The sequence below is a fragment of the Streptomyces sp. NPDC002619 genome, assembly GCF_042889305.1.
Taxonomy (GTDB): domain Bacteria; phylum Actinomycetota; class Actinomycetes; order Streptomycetales; family Streptomycetaceae; genus Streptomyces.
The window spans coordinates 1-23,024 of record NZ_JBIAQV010000072.1; the positions used below are offsets into that span (position 1 = coordinate 1).

Sequence of the window (23,024 nt, forward strand, 5' to 3'; positions counted from 1 at the left end):
CTTTTCCCATGACCTCCAACGCGGCCTTGTTCCGCGCCAGTTCCTTCTCCAGACGCTCCACCTGGCGGCGCAGTTTCTCGTTCTCCGCCTCGGCAGCAGACTTCTTCGGCCGAGCCGGGCCGGTGCGCTTGTCGACCAGCTTCTCCAGGGCCCCGGCATCCCGCGCGGCCCGCCACTCCTTCACGTGCGAGTGGTACAGGCGCTCGCGGCGCAGGATCGCGCCTTTCTCGTTCTTGGGAGCGGCGTCGTACTCGGCCACGATCCGCAGCTTGTACTCGGGGCTGAAAGTGCGGCGCTTCGGCCGGGGGGCCGGGTCGGATCCGGCGGGCTTGGTGCTGGTCATGAGGGGGTGGTTCTCCTGTCGTGCCCTCTCAGGCTAACCCGCCGAAGCGGGGCGTCTCACCAGAGGCTGACAGAGAGGGTGCGGGCGGCGAAGAACAGCCAGCTCCAGGCGGCGTTCAGCGAAAGGTTCACTGCCAGCGCGGTCGCTAATTCAATGCGTTCCCAGTCGTCGGCCTGGCTCCAGGCTCGACCTCCAGACCAGGCGATGCTTGCGTACAGAGGTGTCCACGTGGCGCCGAAGGCCCACGGCGGTGGCTACCAGCGAGGCTTGGACAGCCGCTGATACCACGTGCTGCGGGTGTCGGTTGCCGCAGTGCCAATGAGCTTGGTCCATCCTGATTTCGCAGGTCATGGGGCTGGCGTGGGTCGGTAGCGGGGCGCTCAGGCTGGTCGGGGGCGTGATCGCTAGCAGGTGATCGTTCGGCATGGTGCCTGTCCGTTGGAATCGCGCTGTCGGGCGGTGGCCGCTTCGTACCGTCCGTCGGGGAAATCCGGTCCGGGGAGGGGATGTTGTCCCTGGTGGATGTGCAGAGCCTCATCGCCACCGGCACCAGCCCGCTGCCCGAGCTGTGCGGATCACCCGCAGACCGGGCGTCGCACAGCGACCGGACCTGTTGCTCCGGGGCCGTGCAGCGTCAGGCGGCACGGTGGCACCGGCCGGTGCTCAGCGGTTTCGTAAGGCACCCGCGTCGGCTGTGCCCCGCGCTGCCGGGAGGGAGGGGTGACACAGGTGCTCTCAGCCGCCCGGGAGCGGTGACTGGGAGTTCGCACTCCCGGTCACCGCCACCCCGGTGCTTCCCGCCGTCGCGGCCTCTGTGCCGAGCTGGACATGCCGGCGGCTCGCGGCGGGGGCGTCGGGGACGAGGGCTTGGCAAGCCGTGGCCGGGGTGCGCAGTGCGTTGCGCGGCGTGTTCACAGCGGCGTCGCGAGGCATGTGGGCGGGCAGCGGCCGGCTCGCGCCTGGGGTCATACGGGTCAGGGAAGGAGCAACCCGGCTTGCCGGTCGTCCACGGCTGCGTGAGCGTAGGAGATCGGAGAGTGCCGAGGAACGGAGAGCCGGAATGGTCGGTGTGCTCCAGCACCTGGCGCGGACCGTCTGGCAGGGCGCCGGGCGGCTGACCACCCCGTTGCTGCCTGACGACTTTCTGGCCGTCGTCGATCCGCTGTGGTCGGCCAGGGGGCCGGCAGGCCGGTTGGAGGTGGTAAGGGCGGAGACGGCGGACGCGACGACGCTCGTGGTGCGGGCGGGGCGTGGTTGGTCGGGGCATCGCGCGGTCGGGCAGTACGTGCCGGTGGGAGTGGGCATCGACGGCGCACTGCACTGGCGGACGTACTCGATCACGACCCCGCCGGACGGCTCCGGGCGTTTCGCGATCACCGTACGGGCGGTCCCGGACGGGCAGGTGTCCCCGCATCTGGCCCACCGGGTCCGGCTCGGGGAGACCCTGCGCCTCGGTCCTGTCCAGGGGGATTTCGTGCTGCCCGGCCCGCCGCCCGCGCGCCTGCTGTTCCTGACCGGCGGCATCGGCATCACTCCCGTGGTGGCTATGCTGCGCGCGCTCGCCGGGCGCACGGGCCGCCGCCCGGACACCGTGCTGGTGCACAGCGCGCCGGACGCCGACCGGGTCGTCTTCGGCGGTGAGCTGCGTGTGATGGCCGCCCGAGAGAGCTGGTTCACGCTGTACGAACACCACACCCGCCGGGAAGGGCGGCTGGATCGGGTACGCCTGGGCGCTCTGTGCCCTGACTGGGAGAAGCGCGAGAGCTGGGCCTGCGGGCCGGAAGGGCTGCTCGCGTTCGCCGAGCGGGCCTGGCGCGACGCGGATGCCCGGCACCGGCTGCACCTGGAGCGGTTCCGGCCGCCGTCACCGGCCGTGCCGGGCAGTGGATCGGGCGGGCACGGCGGGCGGGTGCGCTTCACCCGCAGCGGTGTCGAGACAGACGCCGCCCCCGCCACGCCCCTGCTGGACGTCGGCGAGGCGGCGGGTGTCGTCATGCCCAGCGGCTGCCGTATGGGCATCTGCCACAGCTGCCTCAGCCCGCTGTCCGCCGGCCAGGTCCGTGACCTGCGGACCGGCGACATACACGGCGAGCCGGGCGATGTGATCCAGACCTGCGTGTCGGCCGCCTGCGGACCCGTGCACATCGACCTGTAGAGACCACCTGTCGAGCCTCGAGGCTTGTCGAGCCTCGAGCCTTATGAAGGGAGAACCAGTGGCCGCTGCGCTTGCTCTCGCGCCGCCCGAAGCCGACGCCTTCGGGCAGGAACTGGACCACATCCGCGCCGACGTGCTGGCCGAGCGCGGCGCCGAGGACGCCCGCTACATCCGTACCCTCATCACCGTGCACCGCGCCCTGGAAGCCGGCGGCCGGGCCGCACTGGCCGTCTCCCTGCTGCCGCCCGCCTGGCTGGCCGGGACGGCGATGCTCACCACCGCCAAGATTCTGGAGAACATGGAGCTGGGCCACAACATCCTGCACGGCCAGTGGGACTGGATGCGCGACCCGGCCATCCACTCCACCACCTGGGAATGGGACTTCCCCACACCGGCCGCCGCCTGGAAGCACACCCACAACGACCTGCACCACACCTGGACCAACGTGGTGGGCCGCGACCGGGACCTGGGCTACGTGGCCATGCGGATGAGCGCAGACCAGCCCTGGCACCCCGTCCATCTCCTCCAGCCCCTCTACGGCGGGCCTTTGCTGGCACCGCTCTTCGAGTGGGCCATCGCGCTGTACGACCTGGAGCCCGAGGCCGTCGTCCAGGGCCGCAAGTCCGTGCGCGCGTTCCTGGGAGACCTCGCCGGGATGGCCCGCAAGGCGGCATGGCAGTGCACCAAGGACTACGTCCTCTTCCCGCTGCTGGCCGGCCCGTCCGCCCTGCCCTGCCTGCTCGGCAACCTCACCGCCAATGTGACCCGCAACATCTGGGCGCACACCGTCATCTTCTGCGGCCATTTCCCCGTCGGCGCGGAATCCTTCACCGAGGACGAGATCGAGGGCGAGTCGCGCGGCGAGTGGTACGTACGGCAGGCACTCGGCTCGGCGAACATCGACGGCGGCCCTGTCCTGCACATCCTCACCGGCAACCTCAGCCACCAGATCGAGCACCACCTCTTCCCCGACCTGCCCAGCAACCGCTATGCCGAGATCGCTCCCCGAGTGCGCAAGCTGTGCGAGAAGTACGGCATCCCGTACACCACCGGCCCGCTGCCGCGCCAGTACGCCTCCACCTGGGCCCGCATCTGGCGCATGGCGATCCCGTAGCACCCCCCGTACCAGCCGGTTCGCCGACGCATAAGGACGCGTCGCCCGTGCGCCACCGAGCAACCACGAAACCCCAGCTCGCAGCCACCAACTGAGACGGGGACCTTGGCCTGCCGCGGAGGGCAGCCACACGCGAATTTCCGCCGCCGTGGGTACCTCCAGCAGGTCTTGCGCCGGGCCTTGCATGATGCCACCGCGAGCCCGACCAAGACCTCATCGACGGCCACCGCGAACTCCCTCGAAGATAACGGTGGGTGAGCGGTCGAGATGCGCGGGAGCGGGGGCGCTGTTTCGCTGGTGTGGCCCGCTCTTTCCCCGTCACCCGAGGAGTGATCATGAGCGTTGCAGGTGAGTCCGGCGGTCGTGCCCAGCAGATGCGGCAGCAGGCGCAGGAGATGGAAAAGGCCGCGGAGCGTGCCACTGACCCGGATGAGCGTCAGCGGCTGAAGGAGAAGGCCCGCCGGCTCAAGGAGCAGAGCGAGCAGCAAGGCGGCACGGGCGGCGGGGACATCGAACCCATGGTGTAACAGCCCCACCTGCACCGGCCGGGGGCTGCTCTGCGACTTTCCGCGCGCGAGGCCACCGGCCGGTCCTTTATGTCTGCGCCACCGTCGGCAATGCTCTTGACGGCGGCCACGGCGCCGACCAGCGGCATGAGCTGGGTAACGTCATGTCGGTTTCCGCCGGTCAGCGTGGCCGCGAGCGGGATGCCGTGCGCTTCGACGATCACGTGGTGCTTGCTGCCCGTCCTGCCTCGGTCCACCGGGGAGGGCCCGGTCTTCGCGCCGCCGGCTCACGTGCTCGTCGACCGGCGTGCGATCTCCAGGATCTCGTCGTTCGGCGGGTCGAGCAGCGGTATCGAGCCGAGCTTGCCGCGAATGTTCATGGTGCCGCCCGCGATCCGGCCCACGCCCAGCGACTCCAGCGCGACCAGCAGCCGGAAGGCCGCGGCGACGTTGCGCTCGGCCGCCTGGCGGTCGCCGCCGCCCAGCGCCGCGACCTCGGCCTGGAGACGGTCCATGGCGCCGGGCACGACTATCCGGGAGATGCCGCGGGCGCGGGGGCCGACCAGCAGGTCGAAGGTGTACCGATGCTGTCCCAGCACCTGGATGTCGCGCTTGAGCTCTCCGTTCTCCGACTGTGACCGGGCGACCGCGGAGTGGACCTGCCGCTCGATGCGCTTGTCGAGAAGCTCGACAACGGGACGGAGCAGGTGCCGGGAGGCCGAACTGCGAGGCAGGGAGCGGCTTTTCATGGAACCGATGACCTCAATCACCTCGCGAAGAGTTGACCTGGTGTCAGCGCGGATCACAGGTAAGGGACGGGGCCCGCGGTTCAGAACGTCACTGGAAGGGAGGAGAGCGTGCCGTCGGACTGGTGGAGGTGCTCGCGCAGGGCGGCACTGTCCGCTTCGAGTTCGGCGTTGCGCAGGCTGAGGGGCCTGTCGGTAGCGGCGTCTGGCGCAGCGCCCCGTCGAGCACCGGATCGATCGTTTCTTACCGAGCGGGTAGCCCTTCCTGATCTCTCCTTGCGTGACCTCGAGGCCCTCCAGCTCGCAGTACTTGCGGACGCGGACCGGGGCCATGTCGTCGAGGTCCACCTGACGGAAACGGATCGAGTGATCTTCGGTGGCATTCACGACGTGAATCGGCACCGTGACCAGGCCAAAGCTGATGGCGCCACTCCGGACGGTCCGGGGCATGGCAAACCTCCGCGACAAGCCCCGAGAAGGCAGCCTACGAGCCTGCACAGAAAGCGACATACACGAAAAAAGCCTGAATAGAACATGTCGGTCTGGGAACTTCGTCCAGGGACAGCCATCCATCGAACGGAGCAGGTCATGATCATCAAATCAATGCACGACACGGGCATCCGCAGCGAACATGCCTACCTGGCTGGTATGGCATCCATCGGCCTCAGCGTCGCCGCCTGGGCCACCTCGCTTCAACTCGAACCCGGCCTCGGACTCGCCCGCGCCGACCGGTGGGGTCTCTTTGTCGGCGAATGGGCCCCCACCTTCTTCGGCCTCGGACTCGCTCTCTCCCACTACGAACAGCAGGACGGTACCCTCAACGCCACCGTCCACGAAATCCGCGAACAGCACAAAGCCGGCTGACGACACGCGACCGTACCGCCGCAGCACAAGCCGCGCGGCCTCCCGTGGGGAGGCGAGAAGAGCGGCGGGCCCCACCCCACATGGGCGTGTCCGCGGACGGCGAGGTCGGCACCCCCCTACGTTGAACCGGGGGGCACGTGCACGTCTCCCGCGGCACTTGTGCGGGACGGGTCTCTGATACCTGCCCGGCACCGAGGGCCCGTCCTTTGGGCGTGTGGTGCTGCGGTCAGCCAGACGTGTCGGGTACAGCTTGGGCCAGTGGGCCGAGGTCTGCGTAGAGGGCCGCGTGAAGCGCGGCGGCGAGTTCGCGGGCCCTGTGCTCGCTTCCCACGTCGTACAGGACGAAGTAGACGGGTCCGGCGGAGGAGTCGGGTCGGATCTCGCGGGAGCGGATGAGCTGGATGACCGCGGTGCGGATGGCGTCGTAGACCGTGGTGTCGACGGCGTGTTGCGGGGCGGTGAGCGCGTCGGCCTTGACCGTCCAGCGGTCGGCTTGGCGCTCGACGGCGACGAATACGGCACGTTGCTGCTTTGCTGCCTTACGGGGCGTTGAAGCGTCCAGGCCCGTGGCATCGGGGATCAGGCCGGCGGGGCACGGCGTGGGCAGCGGTTGCATGGGGAGCATCGTGTCAGGACCAGATGGCGTGGCGGCGCGGGGCCGACGCGTCGCCACCGGCGGGGGCGCTGTGGCAGTGCAGGTTCTGGTCCTTCGTCGATGGCTGGTCAGGGTGTGGTGGTGAGAGAGGGTTCGAGGCCGCGGGCTGCGACGAGTTGTGCGCTGCCGTCGGCGAGGCGATAGCACAGGCCCACCACGGCCACCTGGCCGGCGGCGACCTTCTCGGCGAGGAGTCGGGAGCGGTCCAGCAGCAGGTCGACGGTGTGCCGTACGTGCTCGGCGAGGATCTCGTCCGGCTCGGTATGTCCGGCGGCCCGCGCCGCCAGCACGCTGGGGCTGACACGCTCGACGACGTCCCGGATGTAGCCGGCCGGGGCCATTCCGTCCTGCAGAGCGGCGCACGCAGCGCCGACCGCGCCACAGGAGTCGTGACCGAGGACCACCACCAGCGGGCAGTTGAGCACCTGAATCCCGTACTCGATGCTGCCCAACATTTCCGGCCCGGCCACGTGGCCCGCGGCACGGACCACGAACAGGTCCCCCAGGCCACGGTCGAAAATGATCTCGGCGGCCAGCCGGGAGTCGGAGCATCCGAACAGCACTGCGAAGGGGCGTTGGACGGGGGCGGTCTCGGCGCGGCGGGCGGCATCCTGATTCGGGTGCTCGGGGGCGCCCGCGGTAAAAGGCTGGTTACCGGACAGCAGCAGCTCGAACGCTTCGCGGGGGCTGGGGGGCCTGGATCTTTGTCATGTCGGCAGCCTACGAGCCCGCACTCGCTATCGCACCAGCCTGCCCGCCGGTCGCCGGGCAGGCGGACGCTGATGGTTTCGCCGTCACGCCCAGGCGCCGGGCAAGCGCGCGTCCTCCACCTGCGTCCTCAAACCGCCCCCGAGCTGGCCGGCCCTATACGGCCAGGCGCTCATCATCCACACCGGCACAACGATCAGGGCCCTGCTTGCAGATGTCGGCCGGACGGGGGGCCGGTGATCGCCCCTGATGGGCGCGCGATCATGCGGTCGCGGGCGGGCCGGTGGCCCGTTCGTCGGCGTGCTCCCCCGTGATCAGGTAGACCACGGGGGACCGCCTGCTGGTCACCTGACACAACGCAGCAGCACGGCGCCAGAGGCGGAAGAAGGCTGACCTGCGACCACCTGATCGCCGCGCCCGTCCGGCAGACGCACTCCCGGCCAGGTACTACCCCGACGCATCGCTGCGACTCGTGAGCTGGTCGCCCAAGAGGTACAGGCACGGCAGGAGGCGCTGGCGGCGGGTGTCGTCGAAGCACTGCGCCCCTTCGCCCGGAAGCTGGAATCGTCCCAGCTGACTGGTTTCGGACTTTCTCAACGTGTCGTTCCTGGTGATCGTGGACCAGGAAGAGGCGTTCCTCACTTCGGAGTTGAGCGTCGCCCACCAGATGGGCGACGACTTCGACTTCCGGCTCAACGGCCCCCTGCCCCTACAGCTTCGTCTGATACCCGCCAGCAACAGCAGGGTGTTCGCGACACCGTGTACCAGGCGGCTCAGAAGGCCGCCGAGCGGGTGGAGGCCGCGGGCCGCAAGTACGCCTCCGACCGTGTCCGGCACCGCGTACAGCAGGGTCTTCTCGCCGACGGCGCCGCCGGCGAGAACGTCGTCAATGACGCGTACCTTTGCCGCTGAGTGCTGCGACGAGTTCCTGGCCGACGTGACGCACGCCGCTGACGGGCTGGACGGGGTGCGGGTCGAGGCGACCGGCCCCTGGGCTCCGTACTCCTTCGTCATGCCACTCGGTGAATCCGGCGGTGCCGCAGAGGGAGCACCCCCGTGATCACACCTGGCCCTCCGCCCGAAGCAGAGCGCCTGCCTCAGCGGCAGGTCGCTCTCATCGATCTGTTGGACCGACTTCTGAGCGGTGGGGTCGTCCTAACCGGTGACGTCGTACTGTCCATCGCAGAAGCGGTGCACGACCGCCACTGGCCCGTCCTTCCCGTCGCGCCGGCCTCCTGGCAAGACCCACATCTGCCCCGCGCCTGGACCAGCCCGCCTCGGCAAACGCCCGTCCCTTGTGGACGACAGCGCGTTGGGGCCGCGGATGTGCCTACTCTGGAAGAGGCACCACAGCGAAATCGGAGGACACCATGATCGTCCTCGGCATCATTCTGCTCGTCATCGGCTTCGTCGCTGGAATCAGCATCCTGTGGACCATCGGCGTGATCCTCGTCGTCATCGGAGCCATTCTGTGGATCGTGGGCGCCCTCGGCCACGGCGTCGGCGGACGCAAGCACTACTGGTAGCAATCGCATCGGCACAGGGAGCTCCGCAATCCGTAGAGCTCACACAGTCCGTCCCCAGTGCAGGAAAGGAAGGCAGGCCAGGCCATGGCCAAGCAGCCGAAGTCATCTCAGCCCCCGCACGGTGAGGGCCCCAGCCGGCACAAGGGCACCCAGCAGCACGGCTGGTCTCCGGACGTCGACGAGACCCGCCAACAGGACAACCCGAGCGCCCACCGCTCGTTCCACCCCGACCAGCACGCTCCCGACAAGGGCCCCGGGCGCAAGGTCTCCCAAGAGGAGGCCGGGAATCCGCACGGCACGCCCGTGAAGAGCACGAGCCACCGCGGAGAAGAACAGAGCAAGGCCCGCAGTGACGAGAAGGGCATGCACGACACCGGCCCCAAGGGCCGCTCCCAACGTCCCAGCGGAACCAGGGACGCATCCGCCTCCACCGGCGTCGACCCTCAGGACCCGCCCGGCAGCCGCAAGGCCCGCTGACCTTCGCATCTCGTCGAGACCTACGACGTCCCCGACACCCACTGGACGGGCCCTGACCCCGGATGTTGGAGGCGGGGTTATGCGGTTTCGGGAAGTGTAGTTGTGGGTGCGAAGAGCGCGTTCTGGTAGGCGATCGGGGAGCGTTGTCCGGGGCGGGAGTGCCGGCGTCGGGTGTTGTAGCGGCTGGCCCAGCGGAACGCCGCGAGCCGCGCGTGGCGAGCGGTGGGCCATGCCTTCGCGCCCTTGAGTGTCTCCCTCTTCATGGACGCGTTCCAGCTCTCCGCGGCGGCGTTGTCCGCGCTGCTGCCGACCGCGCTCATACTCCTTCTCACGCCGGCTCGTTCGCAGGCGTCGGCGAACGCGGCACTCGTATATTGCGAACCGTGGTCGCAGTGAAAAATCGCGCCGTCGAGACTGCCGCAGGTCCGCTCGGCCGCCGCCAGGGCATCGACGACGAGTTCGGCCCGCATATGGTCGGCGATCGCCCAGCCCGCCAGGCGGCGTGAGCACAGATCGATGACCGTCGCCGGGTAGAGCGGCTTCGCGCCGCTCACGGGCAAGTAAGTGATGTCACCGACGTACTTGGCGTTCGGATGCTCGGCGGTGACGTCGCGTCCGATCAGGTCCGCGGCCTTCATGGCGGCCGGGTCCGGGATCGTGGTGCGGTGCTTCTTGCGCAGGCGCAGGCCGGCAAGCCCGATGGTCCGCATGACGCGGGCGACTCGCTTGTGGTTGATGTGCTCGCCGTCGTCGCGGAGTTCGGCGGTGATGCGCGGGATTCCGTAGGTGCCGTCCGACTCGGTGTGCACGGCCCGTATCCGCCGCGCGAGTTGGTCGTCGGCGGCCTGCCGGGCGGCCCGCGCGGGCGCGGTCCTGCGCCAGTAGTAGAAGCTGGACCGGGCGATCCCGATGATGGTGCACAGCCGCTTGACGCCGTAGCGGCGCTGGTGGTCGGCGACGAACTGGCAGCGGGTCACCAGCGCGTCTCCCCGGCGAAATACCGGGCAGCCTTGCGGAGAATGTCGCGTTCCTCCTCCAGCTCGCGGATCGTCTTCCGCGCGGCGGCGAGCTCTGCTTCCACCGGGCCCGGGACCTTGGCCGGAGCCTCGGCACGCGGCGCAGAGTGCGCTCGGGGGCGCCGTCCGTCAGCGGCCCGGATCCAGTTGCGCAGCGTCTCGGTGTTCACACCGAGATCGGTGGCGACCGACTTGATCGTCGCTCCCGGCCTTGAGCGGTACAACGCGACCGCGTCCGCCTTGAACTCGGCGGGGTAGTGCTTCATAGCCATCTGTGCGGGACTCCATATCCACCCGGACCATCAAGACCCAAGTGTCCCTGGTGTCCAAAACCCGGGGTCAGGGCCCGTAATGCTTATCTGGTCGTGGGCACCGGTGTGCGGATCAGCTGACCCACCATCCGCGCGGGCGGCTGGCGTCAGCGGTCACATCCGGCACCGGCGCGCGCCCCCACAACCAGAGATATACCCTGTTTGAGTATTTATGTCGGCTTTACGGGGGTAGATCGTGGGTGAATATCTCTCCCTTGGAGGCCATCATGGCGTCAACCCATCACGCGCCCATCGAAGAACACCCCGACCTGATGGAACTGCGCGCCCGGCACGACCTCGCCGCCGCCACCCCACGCGCCCAGATGATCGAGGCCCTCGCGCTCATCACCGGCCTGTACCTCGCCGCGTCCCCGTGGATAGTCGGCTTCAACGGCTTCACCACCCTCGCCGTCACCAACCTCATCGCCGGCATCGCCTACATGCTGCTCCTGGGCGGCCTCGGCAGCTCCTACGAGCGCACCCACTCCATGGCCTGGGCCGCCGCCGCCATCGGCATCTGGACCTGCGTCGCCCCCTGGGTCGTCGCAGGCGACGTCGCCCACACCCGCTCCATCACCAGCAACCTCATCACCGGCGCCATCGCCACCCTCCTCGCGCTCGCCGCCGCCTCCGCCGCCCGCGGCCGCGCCGACAACCGCCGCCTCAGCACCGGCAACCCCAACGACCGGCGCACCATGTACCAGGGACGCGACGACCGCTGACCCTTCGACCGCGCCGGGAACGCCGCCAGGAGGACCGCACCCCCTCCGCCTCCTGGCGGCCTCACATGCCGCCAGCAGCTCAGCACCAAAATGTCTGCTATGGCCTCTCCCAGAAAGTCCTGACGGCAGCCCCCTGGACACCGCCGTCAGGGTGACCTCGCACGGAAATCTGACCACCCACTGGCACGGTCAGTCGCGTCCTCGCTCCTGGCGGCTCACCGAGCGTGCACGCAGGGGCCCTCGCCCCTCCTTGACCAGGGCCCCTGCGCACACGAGCCTTGTTAGGCCCATAAGATATCCATCAGAATTCGCCTCCCAGTATTCGTGCCCGCGGTGTTGTCCAGTGATCCACTGTCATATGGACACAGGCGTGTAGGGATGCCGGACAGCAGACGTGGGACGTGCAGCCCAGACATGCCCACTTCCAGGTTGCCCCGTCTCCGACGAGGCGTGTGTGCGTTAGGAGCTGCCACGTCGCCCGGCGGGCTGGACCCGGAGGAGCTGGCCGACGCACTGGGTTTCGCCGACATCGCACCTTGGTCCTGCTCGGTACGGCGGGCCGACGGGCCAGACGAACCGCGACGTGGTCACGACTGGGAACAGCACTCGCGAGCTGACGGCAACCGCACCAGAGGTCGGGAAACTCCCGCTTCCGCTCGCGGGTTTCGTACGGTGTGAGCCGGTCGGCGAGGCGGAACGGTCAGGCGATCCCGGTGCCGCGCAGCAGCAACGCCACATCTACCACCGCCACGGCGACCGCTGCCGCGAACGCCGCCTGCCCCCAGCGGCGTCCCACCATGGTCCCCGCCACCGCAACCAGGCCGGCCACCGCGAGTGCCGCCACTCCCCATCTGCCGGGTGGTCCGGCGGGCCCCAGCGCCAGGACCGCGGACGCGGTCACCAGCGGAACCGGCAGCAGCAGCCGCGTGCCGTCCGGTCCCACCCGGTGCGGAAATCCCCGTACGCCCGTCGCCAGATCCCCGCGGATATCCGGCAGTGCATCGCCCAGATGGGCTCCGACCCCCAGTAGCGCCCCAGCGGTGACAACCCACCAGGCCGGCCACGGCTGCCCCGGGAGCCCCAGCGCCACGAACGTCGGGAGCGCGGCGAAACCCACCGCGTACGGCGCCCAGGACCATGCAGTCGCCTTGAGCCGCAGGTCGTACGCCCACGCCGCCGCCACTCCGGCCAGGTGAACGACGCCCGCCCACAGGCCACAGGCGAACGACAGCGGCACGCACAGCGCCAGCGCGGCATACGCCGCCACCCACACCTCCGTCACACCCACCGCGCCGTCGACGACGGGTTTGCCACGGCGGCCGGCGGCGATGTCCCGGCGCGCGTCGAACGCGTCGTTGCACCAGCCGACGGACAACTGCCCGGTCAGAACGGCGGCTGCGGTCAGGACACAACGCGCGGCGCCCTGGCCGGCAGTCATGGCCAGCGCAACCATCAAGCCGGTGACCGCCACGACAGGCCCGGGGTGGCACGACCCGGCCAGGCCACCCAGCCGGCTGGCCCAACTCGCGGCCGCGCCGTCGGCCGTCGACTGCTCAGGAGTGCCCATCCGGCCGATCGTAGGTGCCCCGGGCCCCACCCGGCTGGAGCACGCGCCCCGGGGTTAACGGCCGGACGGGCGATCCATGGTGTCGAGGCCCGGGTCCGGGGAACACGTGCAGAGCAACTCACCCCAGTCGATAGCCAGACGGGAACCATATGACGCGGATCGCCGCCGTTCACGGTGCCCTCGCACCGCACCGTCGCACCCAGTCCGAGATCACCGACATGGTGGCCCTCACCTGCCTGCCCGAGGGCACCGACCGCCGGGTCCTGGACCGGCTGCACCGCAGCGCGAAGGTCCGCTCGCGCCACATGACGCTGCCGCTGGAACGGTACGAGGAGCTGGACGGATTCGGCGCCACCAATGACGTCTTCATCGCCGCCGCCACCGACCTGGGCGCCAAGGCCGTCCGAGACGCGCTGCACATGGCCGGTCTGTCCGCCGCCGACGTGGACCTGCTGATCTTCACCTCTGTCACCGGCATCGCCACCCCCTCGATCGACGCACGGCTGGCAGGCCGCCTCGGACTGCGGCCGGACCTCAAAAGACTGCCCCTCTTCGGTCTGGGCTGCGCCGGCGGCGCCGCCGGCCTGGCCCGTATGCACGACTACCTGCTGGGCCGGCCCGACCACGTGGCGGTGCTGCTGTCGGTAGAACTGTGCTCGCTCACGTTCCAGCGCAACGACGCTTCCATGGCCAACCTGGTTGCCACCGGGCTGTTCGGTGATGGCGCCGCCGCGGTCGTCGCGTGCGGCGCGGACCGCCCGGACGAGACTTCCGGCCCGACGATCGTGGACACCCGCAGCCATCTGTATCCGGACACCGAGCGCGTCATGGGATGGGACGTCAAGAGCTCCGGCTTCCAGGTCGTCCTCGACCCGAAGGTCCCCGACGTCGTACGCCGCTACCTCGCCGATGACGTCGAGGGGTTCCTCGGCGACCACGGCCTGAAGCCGAAGGACGTAACTGCCTGGGTGTGCCACCCGGGTGGCCCCAAGGTCCTTCAGGCCGTCACCGAAGCCCTCGACCTGCCCGACGACGCGCTCGATGTGACCTGGCGTCACCTGGCCGACGTGGGCAACCTGTCCTCGTCATCGGTGCTCCACGTACTGCGCGACACCCTGGCCGAACGCCGCCCGCCGCCGGGCACGCCAGGTGTGTTGCTGGCGATGGGGCCCGGCTTCTCTTGCGAACTCGTCCTGCTGCGCTGGTAGTGCGGACCGTCGAAGGACATGGGACAAATGATCTGGTACGGACTACTGGTGGCCGCCGTCGCCGCCGAACGCGTCGCCGAACTCGTCGTCGCCCGCCGCAACGAGCGGTGGAGCACCGCCCGCGGCGCGATCGTGACCGGGCAGGGCCACTACCCGGCGATGGTCGCCCTTCACACCGGCCTGCTGGTCGGCTGCCCGGCCGAAGTGTGGCTGGCCGACCGGCCCTTCGTACCCGCCCTGGCCTGGCCCATGCTGGCCGCGCTGGCAGGCGCCCAGGCGTTGCGGTGGTGGTGCATCGGGACCCTGGGACCCCGTTGGAACACCCGGGTGATGGTCGTACCCGGCCTGCCGCTGGTGACGAGCGGCCCCTACCGTCTGCTGCGGCATCCGAATTATGTGGCCGTCGTCGCCGAGGGCGTGGCCCTGCCACTGGTGCACACCGCCTGGTTCACCGCGGCCGTGTTCACGGTACTCAATGCCGCCCTGCTCACCGTGCGCATCCGCTGCGAGAACCGTGCGCTGGCCGCAGCGACCACCTCGACCACGACCGCTCCGGCGTGATCGACGTCCTGGTGGCCGGCGGCGGACCGGCCGGTCTGGCCGCGGCCATCCACGCCGCGCTCGCCGGCCTGGAAGCCGCCGTCGTCGAACCCCGGACCGCGCCCGTCGACAAGGCCTGCGGAGAAGGCATCATGCCCAGCGGCGTCGCCGCGCTGCGAGCCCTGGGCGTCGAGGTCACCGGCCGCGAACTGCGCGGCATCCGCTACGTGGACGGCCACTCCCGCGCCGAAGCGTCTTTCCGCGACCGGAGTGGGCTGGGGATCCGCCGTCCAACGCTGCACTCCGCACTGCACGAACGCGCGCTCGCCCTCGGCGTGCAGATACTGCCGGGCAAGGTGGGCGACGTGCACCAGAGCACGGACACGGTCACCGCCGCCGGAATCACGGCCCGTTGGCTGATCGCTGCCGACGGCCTGCACTCCCCGGTGCGCCGCAGCCTGGGGCTGGAACTGCCAGGCCGCCCCCATGGCCGCTACGGACTGCGCCGGCACTACCGCGCCGAGCCGTGGACGGACTTTGTGGAGGTCCACTGGTCCGGGCATGGCGAGGCCTACGTGACACCGGTCGGCGACGACCTGGTGGGCGTCGCTGTCCTCAGCCGCAGCCGTCGCGGCTACGACGATCACCTGGCCGGCTTCCCGGCCCTCACCGCGTCGCTGCGCGGCCCGGCCGCGACGAAGGTACGCGGCGCCGGGCCTCTGCTGCAGCGGGTGCGGCGCAGAACCGCCGGCCGTGTCCTGCTCGTCGGCGACGCCGCGGGCTACCTTGATGCCCTCACCGGCGAGGGCATCGCCCTCGCGCTGGCGACGGCCGGGGCCGCCGTCCGCTGCCTGGCCGCCGGGCGACCGGACCCGTACGAGCGCGCCTGGGTACAGCTGACCCGGCGCCACCGGCTGCTGACCGGAGCTCTGCTGACCGCGAGCCGCCGTCCCAGCACCGCCCGCCTCATCGTCCCCGCAGCGTCCCGGATGCCCCTGGCGTTCTCAGCCGCGGTCCACGCACTGCAGTAGCGGCCTGGCCGAGCGCCCCCTCGTACGCCCGTCGTAATGACGGGCCTAGCGCTCGCCATGAGGGTGGTGCAGCGGGGCTGCACGCAATGGCCCCGTACGCCTCACGCCAGTGCTCCCGGATGCGGTCGACGTTGCACGGCCGAGCGTCGCGTCCAGTTCCCAGGGCATGAGCTGTGAGACTGCCTCCATCGCCTGGCCTGCCGCCGCGTGCTTCCCCTGGTACTTCACCGCGTGCTGGGCAGCAGCTTCCTCCAGCATCATCCAGGGAACGGCGACTTTGTCCATGCCGACGGCTCGTATCGTCCGGAGGACGTCTGCGCTGCCGTCCTGACCGGCCGGCCGGAACAGCTCTCGCTCCTCGGTCACCCGACGCCCATCCGACTTCCCGCCGAGCTCTGGTTGTACTGGTTGACCGACAAGGCCGTAGTCGCCCGTTTTGAAGCCAAGCACTACATCCGCTCGCCAACCCGGTGCTGGCCATGGCTCGGCGCGGTCAGCTCAACAGGCCACGGATCCTTCCGCGCCGCCAGCCTGCCGGGGCCATCCCGTCGAGGGACGGTCCCGGCGCACCTCGGTATCCGCGGGCGCGAGTTCCCTTGGTCGATGGCCCAACACTTCCGAGGCGATAAGGCGCCGCAACCGGGGGAGCCGTTCCTGCTGTGGAAGGCGGACTACAAGGCGCGCCGACAGGTATTGGTCGTGCGGGGGGGAGGTCATCTCTACCAAGCCCTTTGAGAAGGACGGGCAATGGTGGACGACAGTCGTGACTCAGGACAACGACGAGGCTGTTGTGAGTCGAGACGACTTGCGAAGTGATCCAGTGCTCACAAACGAGGGGTCCTTCGTCGAGTGTGGGTTGTTCAACAGCCAGGGCAGCAATCATTACAAGGGCCCGTCCCGGCTCACGGATGAAGAGTGGGTGTGCCTGATGCGGTACCGGCCCTCGCCTGGCGTTTGATCGCCGACCAGTTCGCCGCCGGACGCCTTCTGACGTCCGAACCCGCAACAGCGCCGCCGGATGGCAGTGCGGTACTTCCGTTGCTCCTCCCGCGGTCGGCTCCCGGCCCATATATAGCTTGTGGCCATGTGAGGCCCCAAAGGCTGCGCGAACCGGGCACGGTGGGAGCGGCTCCACGGACGCCTCCTTGGGGACGGCCGCCATGTCCGGGTCCGCGGCCGGGCCTCGGCGCGGAGGAGATGGGCCGGTTCGGTGGCCGCGAGACCTCGCTTCCAGCCCACGGTCAGCAGCGCCATGGCCGAGGAGTTCGCCGACCAGACCGAGAATCGCCCGCAACCCGGCGCCCTACCCGCCGTACAGGCGCTAACCGAACCGGAGTCGGCGCCGTAGAGGAGTAGGCCACCCGTCACCGTTGGTCTGTGCCGTGGGCCGGGCTGCTAGCCGTAGGCCTGGCTGCGGCCACTGGTAGAGGCGACGCGTCCCCCCGGTGGTGTCGCTCAGGCGTACAGACACCTGGTAGACGACGCGGGCGTCCGCCCAGTCCTGCCGTGCTGTGACGGGTGCCCACCCACCGCCGTGCGCCGTGCGACCACACTTCGAGCACGGGGCCGCCGACCCGCGGGTACGTCGTGACCTTCGGTGCCGGCCCGTCCGACGAGCGCCACGGGCGGGCCGGTACCGGCTCGGGAATCGGGTTGCTGCTGTCGCTCACGCATTCGACAGTACGCCCGGGCTGGCCCGGCGACCTGACGTGGTCGCCGGGCCGTTGCCGCTACAGGAAGGTCAGCTGCTCGGGTGCGTCCGGGTCGGGCGGCGGCAGCTGGCCGGGTGGCGGTGCGTCGGGTGCGTCTCGGTTGGTTCGCAGCCACCACGCGAACTGCCAATTGCGGCAGGTCCGGTACGTCCCCTCACCGGCCCGACGCCATCATCAACGGCAGCTGGCCCAGCATGGCCTGGCACCGCTGGACTAGGCCGTGTTTTGAAAATGGGCTCCGCTCCTCGTCCCGCATCGTGATGATCTTGGTGTGGGGCGAGGGAACCTTTCTGACGAGCAGTGGGCTGTACTGGAGCCGTTGTTGCCGGTGGCGGTGCTGGGCAGGCCGGCAGCGTGTCGACGAAAGTTGATCGATGGGATCCGCTGGCGGGTGCGGACCGGTGCTCCGTGGCGGGATCTTCCGGCGGAGTACGGTCCATGGCAGACGGTCTACGGCCTCTTCCGCCGCTGGCAGCGAGGCGGCGTCTGGCAGGAGTTACTGACCGGGCTGCAGGCCCGGGCAGATGCGGCTGGGCTGATCACGTGGGAGGTCAACGTCGACTCCACGGTCTGCCGGGCCCATCAGCACGCGGCGGGCGCCCGCCGCGACGGTCACACCCAGAAGGAGCCGCCGGGCGGGACCCGCGCCGAGCCCGAAGACCACGGTCTGGGCCGGTCCCGTGGAGGCTTCAGCACCAAGATCCATCTCGCGTGCGAGCAAAAGCAGCGGCCTTTGTCGCTGCTGGTCACCGCTGGGCAGCGCGGTGACAGCCCGCAGTTCACGGCCGTCCTGGAGGGCATACGGGTACCTCGTCTTGGGCCGGGACGTCCCCGCGTCTGCCCCCTGCGGGTGCGGGGCGACAAGGCGTATTCGTCCCGCGCGAACCGGGCCTACCTGCGAAAGCGCGGGATCCGCTGCACGATTCCGGAGCCGGCCGACCAGGTCCGGAACCGCAAGCGACGCGGGGCGGCGGGCGGGAGGCCGCCGGCCTTCGACCGGGAGGACTACAAGGCCCGGCACGCGGTCGAGAGATGCAAGCCGCAGTGCTGTCATACCCGCGGCTCGGTTCCATCGCCGTCGGCTCCTTCCTGTCGTGTTGCTTCGGTCCTGGTGTCGGCCGCGGCGGCCTGATTGTTCAGCCAGGGCCGTCTGGTGTGCTGGCTCCGCGGGATCTGATGCAGGGCTCGTAGGCGTTCGACCTCCGCCGGGTCGGCGCGGACGACCGTCAATCGGGCCTGGGGGTGCAGGTAACCGGTGGCCCAGCCGCGCCGCACCCAGGAGTCGAGGGTGATCTCGGACATGCCCAGGTGCCCGGCGAGATCGCGGAGCCACCACTGGTGTTCATCCAGGTCGGGACGGTGGCGGTTGGGGGTGCGAGAGCGCTGGATGCCCAGGGCCCGCAGCAGGTCGACGACGGCGTTTTTGGTGAAGGACTCGCAGCGCTTGGGCGGACGGAAGCCCTCGGCATTGAGGTGCTCGGCGATCTGCGCGGTGGTGCAGCCGACCTCGACCAGTTCGGCCGCGCGGGCGCGGAGGCGAGGGTAGTAGCTGAGCTGGGTCAAGCTGGCCACGGGCCGGACCACGCGCGCGTCGGTCACGTGCCCGCCCGCCCAGCGGACCTGCACGTTCACCAGCTCGCTGATGCCGATCACCTCGATGCGGACCTGCTCGACCAGCTGCCGGATCAGCTGCTTGCGGTCCGCGTCGGTGGTGGTGGGCGCGTGCCAGATGCCGGGGATGTCTTCGGCCAGGGCCCGGATCTGGGTCCGCTCGGCGGCGCTGAGGGTGCGGGGACGAGCAGCGAGGAAGCGGTCGTACTCCTCGCCGAGCGTCTGCCGCTCTTGCAGGGCCTGTTCCCAGTCCTTCTCCAACTGGCGGACCACCAGGCGGTTCTCGGGCTCGGCGAGTTGGTACTGGCGCCGGGCGCGGTCGGCGGCGTAATCGGCGCGTTCCAGGCGCTGGCGCCAGATCCGGTCCACCCGCGACCGTTGGGCCTCGGCCTGTTCGGCCGCGGCGAGGGAGACCTCCAGCGCGGCTGGTGCCATCGCCTGCAGCAGCAGGGCCGTGACGTGGGCGTCGACGCAGCCGCCGGCCAACTGCTGGCACGTCTGCTGTCCGTAGTCGCTCTTGGCACGGGCGCACACATACGATGGGTGCAGCTTGCCGCCCGCGCCGCGCTGGTAGCGCACGGTCATCCTCGTGTCGCAGCGCCCGCAGACCACCAGCCCGGCCAGCAGCGCGGTGCCGTCGCGCACCGCGCCGAGGCTCTGGGCCCGGGACCGGTTGGCGTCCATCCGCTGAAGGTTCCGCTCGTGCTGTTCGACACTGATGTAGGCGGGCAGCAGGCCCGGCAGGTGCACGAACCACTCCTCGCGGCTGGTGCGCACCCCGCCTGTGCACGGCCGCCCCGCCTGGCGACGCCGCGGGTCGAGCCGGCTGCGGCCGTAGACGTAGATTCCAGCGTAAGCCGGATTGCGGAGCATGTTCTGCAGCACGACCCGATTGGGACGGCGCCACTCCAACTCCCCGCGCTCTGGCCCCTGCCGCAGCCGCACTCCGATCTGGATGCGGTTGTCGACCAGGTAGCACAACACCGCGTTGATGGTCCCGAACCGCTCGAACAACTCGAAGACCAGGTGCACCACCGAACGCACCTGCTCGTCGGGATCGAGGACGACTTCTCCGCAGGGCCGGCGCACGAAGCCGATCGGCAGCGGCACCGCCAACTCCCCGCGCCGGGCCTTGGCCAGGCGTCCGGACCACATCCGCTGCTTGATCAGATGCAGTTCCGCCTCGCTGATCGTTCCCTTCAGGCCCAGCAGCAGCCTGTCGTTGTGATCGCTGGGGTCATAGACGCCGTCCGGGTCACCGAGCAGAGCCCCCGCCAGGGCGCACAGTTCAAGGAGTTGGTGCCACTCGCGGCCACTACGAGCCAGCCGGGACATCTCGATGCCCAGCACGATCCCCACGTGGTCCAACCCGACCTCGGAGACCAGGCGTTGGAAGCCGGGCCGCGCATCGATCCCGGACGCGGAGTGCCCGAGATCCTCGTCGATCACCAGCACCCGCGACGACGGCCACCCCAACGCGACCGCCCGCTCGACCAGGGCGTACTGCAGCCGCGTGGACTCCTGATGGTCCTTCACCTGCCCGGCAGTGGACTGCCGGACATACACTGCCGCGAACCGGTCACGGTGCCAGGGCTGGACCTTGCCCTCCAGGCGCTCCCACGGCAGCCCCACCGCCGTCATCATCCACACCCCCGCCCGAGCCCTTGGGCGGCATCGCCGTCGCCATCCGCTCCACCAGCAGGCCCAGTAAGCGCTGCACCACCACCCGGTTCACCTCCGGGAAGGACTCCCACCTCGGCGGACCCGCTGACGCGGTTCCGGACTGGGGGGCACGGCCGTGTCTTCTCCAGCCATCGCGACCCACCCCCCTCGTCAGCCTCGCCCTGTCCCTCCCGAAGCCGCCGGACCGTTCCAACCAGCGCCAACAGGGCATCAACCCCTATGACCGGGGCATTCCCCATCCAACCTTCGCCTATGTCAGCACTGCGGCTTGCTCCTTGAGTGCGGGATCAACCGGCTCAAGCGAAATCGTGCGGTGGCCACAAGGTTCGACAAACTGGCGGTCCGTTTCGAGGCCACCGTCGTGGTCGCTGTGATCGGTGAATGGCTGTGACGGGCCTGGGGCGTCGGCCTCGCATGCCATGCTGACCGCAGTCAGTTGAGCGGGCGAGGGGAGACACCACCGATGGGGGCCCGGTACTACGGCGCTGACAGTGAGAACGGCGACCGCATCGACGACCCGTCCGAGGACGCGCTGTTCATGATGATCAGCGACCTCAACGACTCCGACAACACTTTCGTTGTCGTCCAGCCCGATGAGGACGACCCCATCTGGTTCGCCTCGGTGGCCTTAGTGGACGAAGGTGGCTACGAGGTCGTCCGTCGCGATGCCGGCCGCCGCGAGCACGAGGTCACCACCTCGGCCAGCATCAACGACATCGCCCGCGACCTCACCATCTGGATGGCCGCCCGCCACTTCCCCGAACGGCCAACCGAGCAGGTCACCGACTTCTAAAACACGGCCTAGGTGGCGACCGAGGATCCACGAAGTCCACCGTGTCCTCCCGGCGCAAGCGGGTGAGCCTTGCTCGCCAGCCACCTCGGTGCCGCCTGACCCTCAGCCTGGCGCAACCACCTCTGGGCGCGGCCCGAATGCGCGCCTGCAGCGCGGGTGGGAGATCGGCCACGCCGCGGCGTCCTCCACGCTGCGCAGCGTGCCGGTGGCCTTGTCGGGATCCTTGTGGCTGGTCCAGCCACAGTCGGCGCCGTCGAACACCTCCATCCACTGCACGCCCGACTCACGGGCACGGTTGAGGGTGCCCGCGTTGTAGGCGACCGCGCTCTTGGCGAGCGTCGCCGACTCCGCCCACGCCTGCACCGGCACCCGTGCCCCGTTGCGGTAGATCACGGTCGTCAGCTGATGCTCGGCGGCCAGCCGGTCCGCCAACGCCTTCGCGGCCTGCAAGGCGGTGGTGTGGCCCGAGGCCAGCAACGGCACCTCGCGGCGTGCAGCCTCCCGTACCGCCCGGTAGAACGCGGCCGCCATGCGCTGCTCCTCCTCGGAGCGGCGCAGGAAGTCGGCGTAGGAGTCCGAGGCCAGCGACTGCAGGGCCTCGCGGTGGATGAGCGTCCACGAGAAGTGCCCGCCCGCGGCGCGGTCCGCAGCGCGCGCCCCCTTCTCGTACAGGTGGGGCAGCTGCCGGGCCACGAACGCGCGAGCTTCGGCATCCACGCGCCGCTGGAAGTCGACGATGGCGGCCTGGAACTGGGCGAGGCGGTCGGCGACCATCCGCGAGCGGCCGTTGTCACCGATCGCCGCGATCACAGCAGCCTGCTCGGCCGCGAGGCGCTGCCAGGCGTCCTCGAGCACTGCGGCGACCCGCGCCGCCACGGTGGCCGCATCCCCGGGTGTCAGCGGCGGGAACTCGTTCGCCACTACCGCCGCCAGTGGTGGTACCGGCGGTGAGCGGGCTGCAGGGGGGCGATGACCAGGGTGTCCCCACCGGCCGTGTCGTCGGGCACGGTCGCAGCCTCCACAGAGGCGATCTGCCGTTCCAGGCCGGTCAGGTTGTTGGACTGGTCGAGGGTGGCGACACCGTTGACGGTCAGCTGCAGCAGCTTGGCACGCCGCTCGGACAGCACTTCCAAGGCGACAGCCCTGGCCGAGCCGAGCCGGGTGTAGCGGGTCTGCAGGTCGGCCTGGTCCGTGCTCGGGCCGAGCTGGGCCAGGAGCCAGGCGAGGACAGCGGGGTCCACGGGCGGGGTCCTTCCGGGGTAGCGGTGCGGCCCGGCACCCCCGCCACATAGGGGTGCTGGGCCGGGCCTGGCTGGATTACTGCTCGTCGGCCTGCTTGCGGGTCTTGGCCCGAGCGGGCTTCGCCTCGGCCGCAGGCGCAGGCGTCGGCTCGGCCGCAGGAGCGGGCTCCGGGGCCGGGGCCGGTGTGGGCTCCGGGGCTGGGTCGGGGTTGGCGCCGCCGACGGGCGGCTCACCCTCCCCGCCGTCGTCCAGGCTCTCTTCATCGTCCTCGTCGGGCTCCCACGCGGCCGGGTTGGTGATGGCCTCGGCCAGGTCCTCGTCCGGCTCGTCACCGGGCTGCAGGATCAGCCACTCGTTCGACTTCGGGTGCAGCACGTGCACCGCTGCCGCCAGACGCCGCCCCATCCCTGTTCTCGGCAGGGGACGCCCGGCTTCAGCCGGGTGGGGAATGCCGTCCTTGGACCTGCGTTGCGGAGCGACGCAGCGTCGCTCCG

Annotated in this window: 24 protein-coding genes and 6 pseudogenes; 17 read left to right on the plus strand and 13 right to left on the minus strand. The window is 70.0% G+C overall.

From position 1 onward, the window contains the following. Together ACFYXB_RS42355 and ACFYXB_RS42360 are read right to left on the minus strand one after the other, a co-directional pair. Positions 1–343: pseudogene (locus tag ACFYXB_RS42355) on the minus strand (IS3 family transposase); the annotation flags it as partial. A gap of 56 nt (positions 344–399) precedes the next feature. Continuing rightward, a pseudogene (locus tag ACFYXB_RS42360) lies at positions 400–585 on the minus strand (tryptophan-rich sensory protein); the annotation flags it as partial. An 818-nt stretch (positions 586–1,403) separates the two neighbouring features. On the opposite strand from ACFYXB_RS42360, the gene ACFYXB_RS42365 reads away from it, so the two are divergent. The 3 genes from ACFYXB_RS42365 (at position 1,404) to ACFYXB_RS42375 (ending at position 4,139) form a co-directional block, all read left to right on the plus strand. Further along, the gene (locus tag ACFYXB_RS42365; RefSeq protein WP_389590554.1) at positions 1,404–2,498 is read left to right on the plus strand and encodes a ferredoxin reductase; all 1,095 of its coding nucleotides are present in this window, start codon (positions 1,404–1,406) and stop codon (positions 2,496–2,498) included. Between the two features lie 58 nt (positions 2,499–2,556). Beyond that, complete coding sequence (locus ACFYXB_RS42370) at positions 2,557–3,612, plus strand: fatty acid desaturase family protein (protein ID WP_389590555.1); 1,056 nt, start codon at positions 2,557–2,559, stop codon at positions 3,610–3,612. A 335-nt stretch (positions 3,613–3,947) separates the two neighbouring features. Then, complete coding sequence (locus ACFYXB_RS42375) at positions 3,948–4,139, plus strand: DUF6381 family protein (protein ID WP_389590557.1); 192 nt, start codon at positions 3,948–3,950, stop codon at positions 4,137–4,139. Between the two features lie 89 nt (positions 4,140–4,228). On the opposite strand, the pseudogene ACFYXB_RS42380 reads toward ACFYXB_RS42375, so the two are convergent. From ACFYXB_RS42380 to ACFYXB_RS42390, 3 genes and pseudogenes are all read right to left on the minus strand, one after another. Beyond that, positions 4,229–4,399: pseudogene (locus tag ACFYXB_RS42380) on the minus strand (transposase); the annotation flags it as partial. 6 nt (positions 4,400–4,405) lie between these two features. After that, positions 4,406–4,867: a hypothetical protein gene (locus ACFYXB_RS42385; RefSeq protein WP_389590583.1), complete on the minus strand. Its 462-nt coding sequence runs from the start codon at positions 4,865–4,867 to the stop codon at positions 4,406–4,408. Between the two features lie 300 nt (positions 4,868–5,167). Further along, positions 5,168–5,437, minus strand: a pseudogene (locus ACFYXB_RS42390) (hypothetical protein); the annotation flags it as partial. Between the two features lie 15 nt (positions 5,438–5,452). Between ACFYXB_RS42390 and ACFYXB_RS42395 the strand changes: the two are divergent. Further along, on the plus strand, positions 5,453–5,728 hold the full coding sequence (locus ACFYXB_RS42395) for a hypothetical protein (RefSeq protein ID WP_389590558.1): 276 nt from the start codon (positions 5,453–5,455) through the stop codon (positions 5,726–5,728). Positions 5,729–5,954: 226 nt separating this feature from the next. Here the strand turns inward: ACFYXB_RS42395 and ACFYXB_RS42400 are convergent, their stop codons facing one another. Next, positions 5,955–6,344, minus strand: a complete 390-nt coding sequence (locus ACFYXB_RS42400; RefSeq protein WP_389590559.1) for a hypothetical protein — start codon at positions 6,342–6,344, stop codon at positions 5,955–5,957. A 107-nt stretch (positions 6,345–6,451) separates the two neighbouring features. After that, on the minus strand, positions 6,452–7,051 hold the full coding sequence (locus ACFYXB_RS42405; RefSeq protein WP_389590580.1) for a carbonic anhydrase: 600 nt from the start codon (positions 7,049–7,051) through the stop codon (positions 6,452–6,454). Between the two features lie 799 nt (positions 7,052–7,850). Here ACFYXB_RS42405 and ACFYXB_RS42410 point away from each other — a divergent pair. The 5 genes and pseudogenes from ACFYXB_RS42410 to ACFYXB_RS42430 all read left to right on the plus strand — a co-directional run bounded on the left by ACFYXB_RS42410 (position 7,851) and on the right by ACFYXB_RS42430 (position 9,094). After that, positions 7,851–8,003: a hypothetical protein gene (locus ACFYXB_RS42410; RefSeq protein WP_389590560.1), complete on the plus strand. Its 153-nt coding sequence runs from the start codon at positions 7,851–7,853 to the stop codon at positions 8,001–8,003. Continuing rightward, positions 7,981–8,151, plus strand: coding sequence for a GvpL/GvpF family gas vesicle protein (locus ACFYXB_RS42415; protein WP_389590561.1), 171 nt, complete (start codon positions 7,981–7,983; stop codon positions 8,149–8,151). The genes ACFYXB_RS42410 and ACFYXB_RS42415 overlap by 23 nt, the downstream gene beginning before the upstream one ends. After that, a pseudogene (gene gvpJ, locus ACFYXB_RS42420) lies at positions 8,148–8,279 on the plus strand (gas vesicle protein GvpJ); the annotation flags it as partial. The gene ACFYXB_RS42415 and the pseudogene gvpJ, both read left to right, overlap by 4 nt. Before the next feature lie 182 nt (positions 8,280–8,461). Continuing rightward, entirely contained in the window at positions 8,462–8,617 is a 156-nt protein-coding gene (locus ACFYXB_RS42425) for a DUF6131 family protein (RefSeq protein ID WP_389590562.1), read from the plus strand. Between the two features lie 84 nt (positions 8,618–8,701). After that, a complete protein-coding gene (locus ACFYXB_RS42430; RefSeq protein WP_389590563.1) occupies positions 8,702–9,094 on the plus strand; it encodes a hypothetical protein in 393 nt (130 codons plus the stop codon). Positions 9,095–9,171: 77 nt separating this feature from the next. Here the strand turns inward: ACFYXB_RS42430 and ACFYXB_RS42435 are convergent. Beyond that, positions 9,172–10,382 (minus strand): IS3 family transposase gene (locus ACFYXB_RS42435; RefSeq protein WP_389590564.1). Its coding sequence is split into 2 segments (ribosomal slippage): positions 9,172–10,088 and positions 10,088–10,382, totalling 1,212 coding nucleotides; the frame shifts between segments, so codons are not numbered across the junction. Between the two features lie 266 nt (positions 10,383–10,648). On the opposite strand from ACFYXB_RS42435, the gene ACFYXB_RS42440 reads away from it, so the two are divergent. Continuing rightward, the gene (locus tag ACFYXB_RS42440; RefSeq protein WP_389590566.1) at positions 10,649–11,143 is read left to right on the plus strand and encodes an SPW repeat protein; all 495 of its coding nucleotides are present in this window, start codon (positions 10,649–10,651) and stop codon (positions 11,141–11,143) included. A 700-nt stretch (positions 11,144–11,843) separates the two neighbouring features. Here ACFYXB_RS42440 and ACFYXB_RS42445 read toward each other — a convergent pair. Further along, a complete protein-coding gene (locus ACFYXB_RS42445) occupies positions 11,844–12,710 on the minus strand; it encodes a UbiA family prenyltransferase (protein WP_389590567.1) in 867 nt (288 codons plus the stop codon). 149 nt (positions 12,711–12,859) lie between these two features. Here ACFYXB_RS42445 and ACFYXB_RS42450 point away from each other — a divergent pair, with 149 nt between their 5' ends. The 6 genes from ACFYXB_RS42450 (at position 12,860) to ACFYXB_RS42475 (ending at position 18,333) form a co-directional block, all read left to right on the plus strand. Continuing rightward, on the plus strand, positions 12,860–13,918 hold the full coding sequence (locus tag ACFYXB_RS42450; RefSeq protein ID WP_389590569.1) for a type III polyketide synthase: 1,059 nt from the start codon (positions 12,860–12,862) through the stop codon (positions 13,916–13,918). A 27-nt stretch (positions 13,919–13,945) separates the two neighbouring features. Continuing rightward, a complete protein-coding gene (locus ACFYXB_RS42455) occupies positions 13,946–14,479 on the plus strand; it encodes an isoprenylcysteine carboxyl methyltransferase family protein (RefSeq protein ID WP_389590581.1) in 534 nt (177 codons plus the stop codon). Next, positions 14,476–15,489: an NAD(P)/FAD-dependent oxidoreductase gene (locus ACFYXB_RS42460; RefSeq protein WP_389590570.1), complete on the plus strand. Its 1,014-nt coding sequence runs from the start codon at positions 14,476–14,478 to the stop codon at positions 15,487–15,489. The genes ACFYXB_RS42455 and ACFYXB_RS42460 overlap by 4 nt, the downstream gene beginning before the upstream one ends. Before the next feature lie 231 nt (positions 15,490–15,720). Beyond that, positions 15,721–16,224 carry a hypothetical protein gene (locus ACFYXB_RS42465; protein ID WP_389590571.1) on the plus strand — a complete coding sequence of 168 codons (504 nt, stop codon included), beginning with the start codon at positions 15,721–15,723 and terminating at the stop codon, positions 16,222–16,224. A gap of 475 nt (positions 16,225–16,699) precedes the next feature. After that, positions 16,700–16,837, plus strand: coding sequence for a hypothetical protein (locus ACFYXB_RS42470; protein ID WP_389590572.1), 138 nt, complete (start codon positions 16,700–16,702; stop codon positions 16,835–16,837). Between the two features lie 698 nt (positions 16,838–17,535). Further along, on the plus strand, positions 17,536–18,333 hold the full coding sequence (locus ACFYXB_RS42475) for an IS5 family transposase (RefSeq protein WP_389590582.1): 798 nt from the start codon (positions 17,536–17,538) through the stop codon (positions 18,331–18,333). Here ACFYXB_RS42475 and ACFYXB_RS42480 read toward each other — a convergent pair. Further along, positions 18,252–20,456 (minus strand): recombinase family protein, encoded by a 2,205-nt coding sequence (locus tag ACFYXB_RS42480; RefSeq protein WP_389590574.1) that lies wholly within the window; start codon positions 20,454–20,456, stop codon positions 18,252–18,254. The two genes, ACFYXB_RS42475 and ACFYXB_RS42480, sit on opposite strands and share 82 nt — an antisense overlap. A 502-nt stretch (positions 20,457–20,958) precedes the next feature. Here ACFYXB_RS42480 and ACFYXB_RS42485 point away from each other — a divergent pair. Then, positions 20,959–21,288, plus strand: a complete 330-nt coding sequence (locus ACFYXB_RS42485) for a hypothetical protein (protein ID WP_389590575.1) — start codon at positions 20,959–20,961, stop codon at positions 21,286–21,288. 102 nt (positions 21,289–21,390) lie between these two features. Here the strand turns inward: ACFYXB_RS42485 and ACFYXB_RS42490 are convergent, their stop codons facing one another. The 3 genes and pseudogenes from ACFYXB_RS42490 to ACFYXB_RS42500 form a co-directional block, all read right to left on the minus strand. Then, a complete protein-coding gene (locus tag ACFYXB_RS42490; RefSeq protein WP_389590577.1) occupies positions 21,391–22,209 on the minus strand; it encodes a hypothetical protein in 819 nt (272 codons plus the stop codon). After that, positions 22,209–22,529, minus strand: a complete 321-nt coding sequence (locus ACFYXB_RS42495) for a hypothetical protein (protein WP_389590578.1) — start codon at positions 22,527–22,529, stop codon at positions 22,209–22,211. The genes ACFYXB_RS42490 and ACFYXB_RS42495 overlap by 1 nt, the downstream gene beginning before the upstream one ends. A gap of 76 nt (positions 22,530–22,605) precedes the next feature. Next, a pseudogene (locus tag ACFYXB_RS42500) lies at positions 22,606–23,024 on the minus strand (hypothetical protein); the annotation flags it as partial.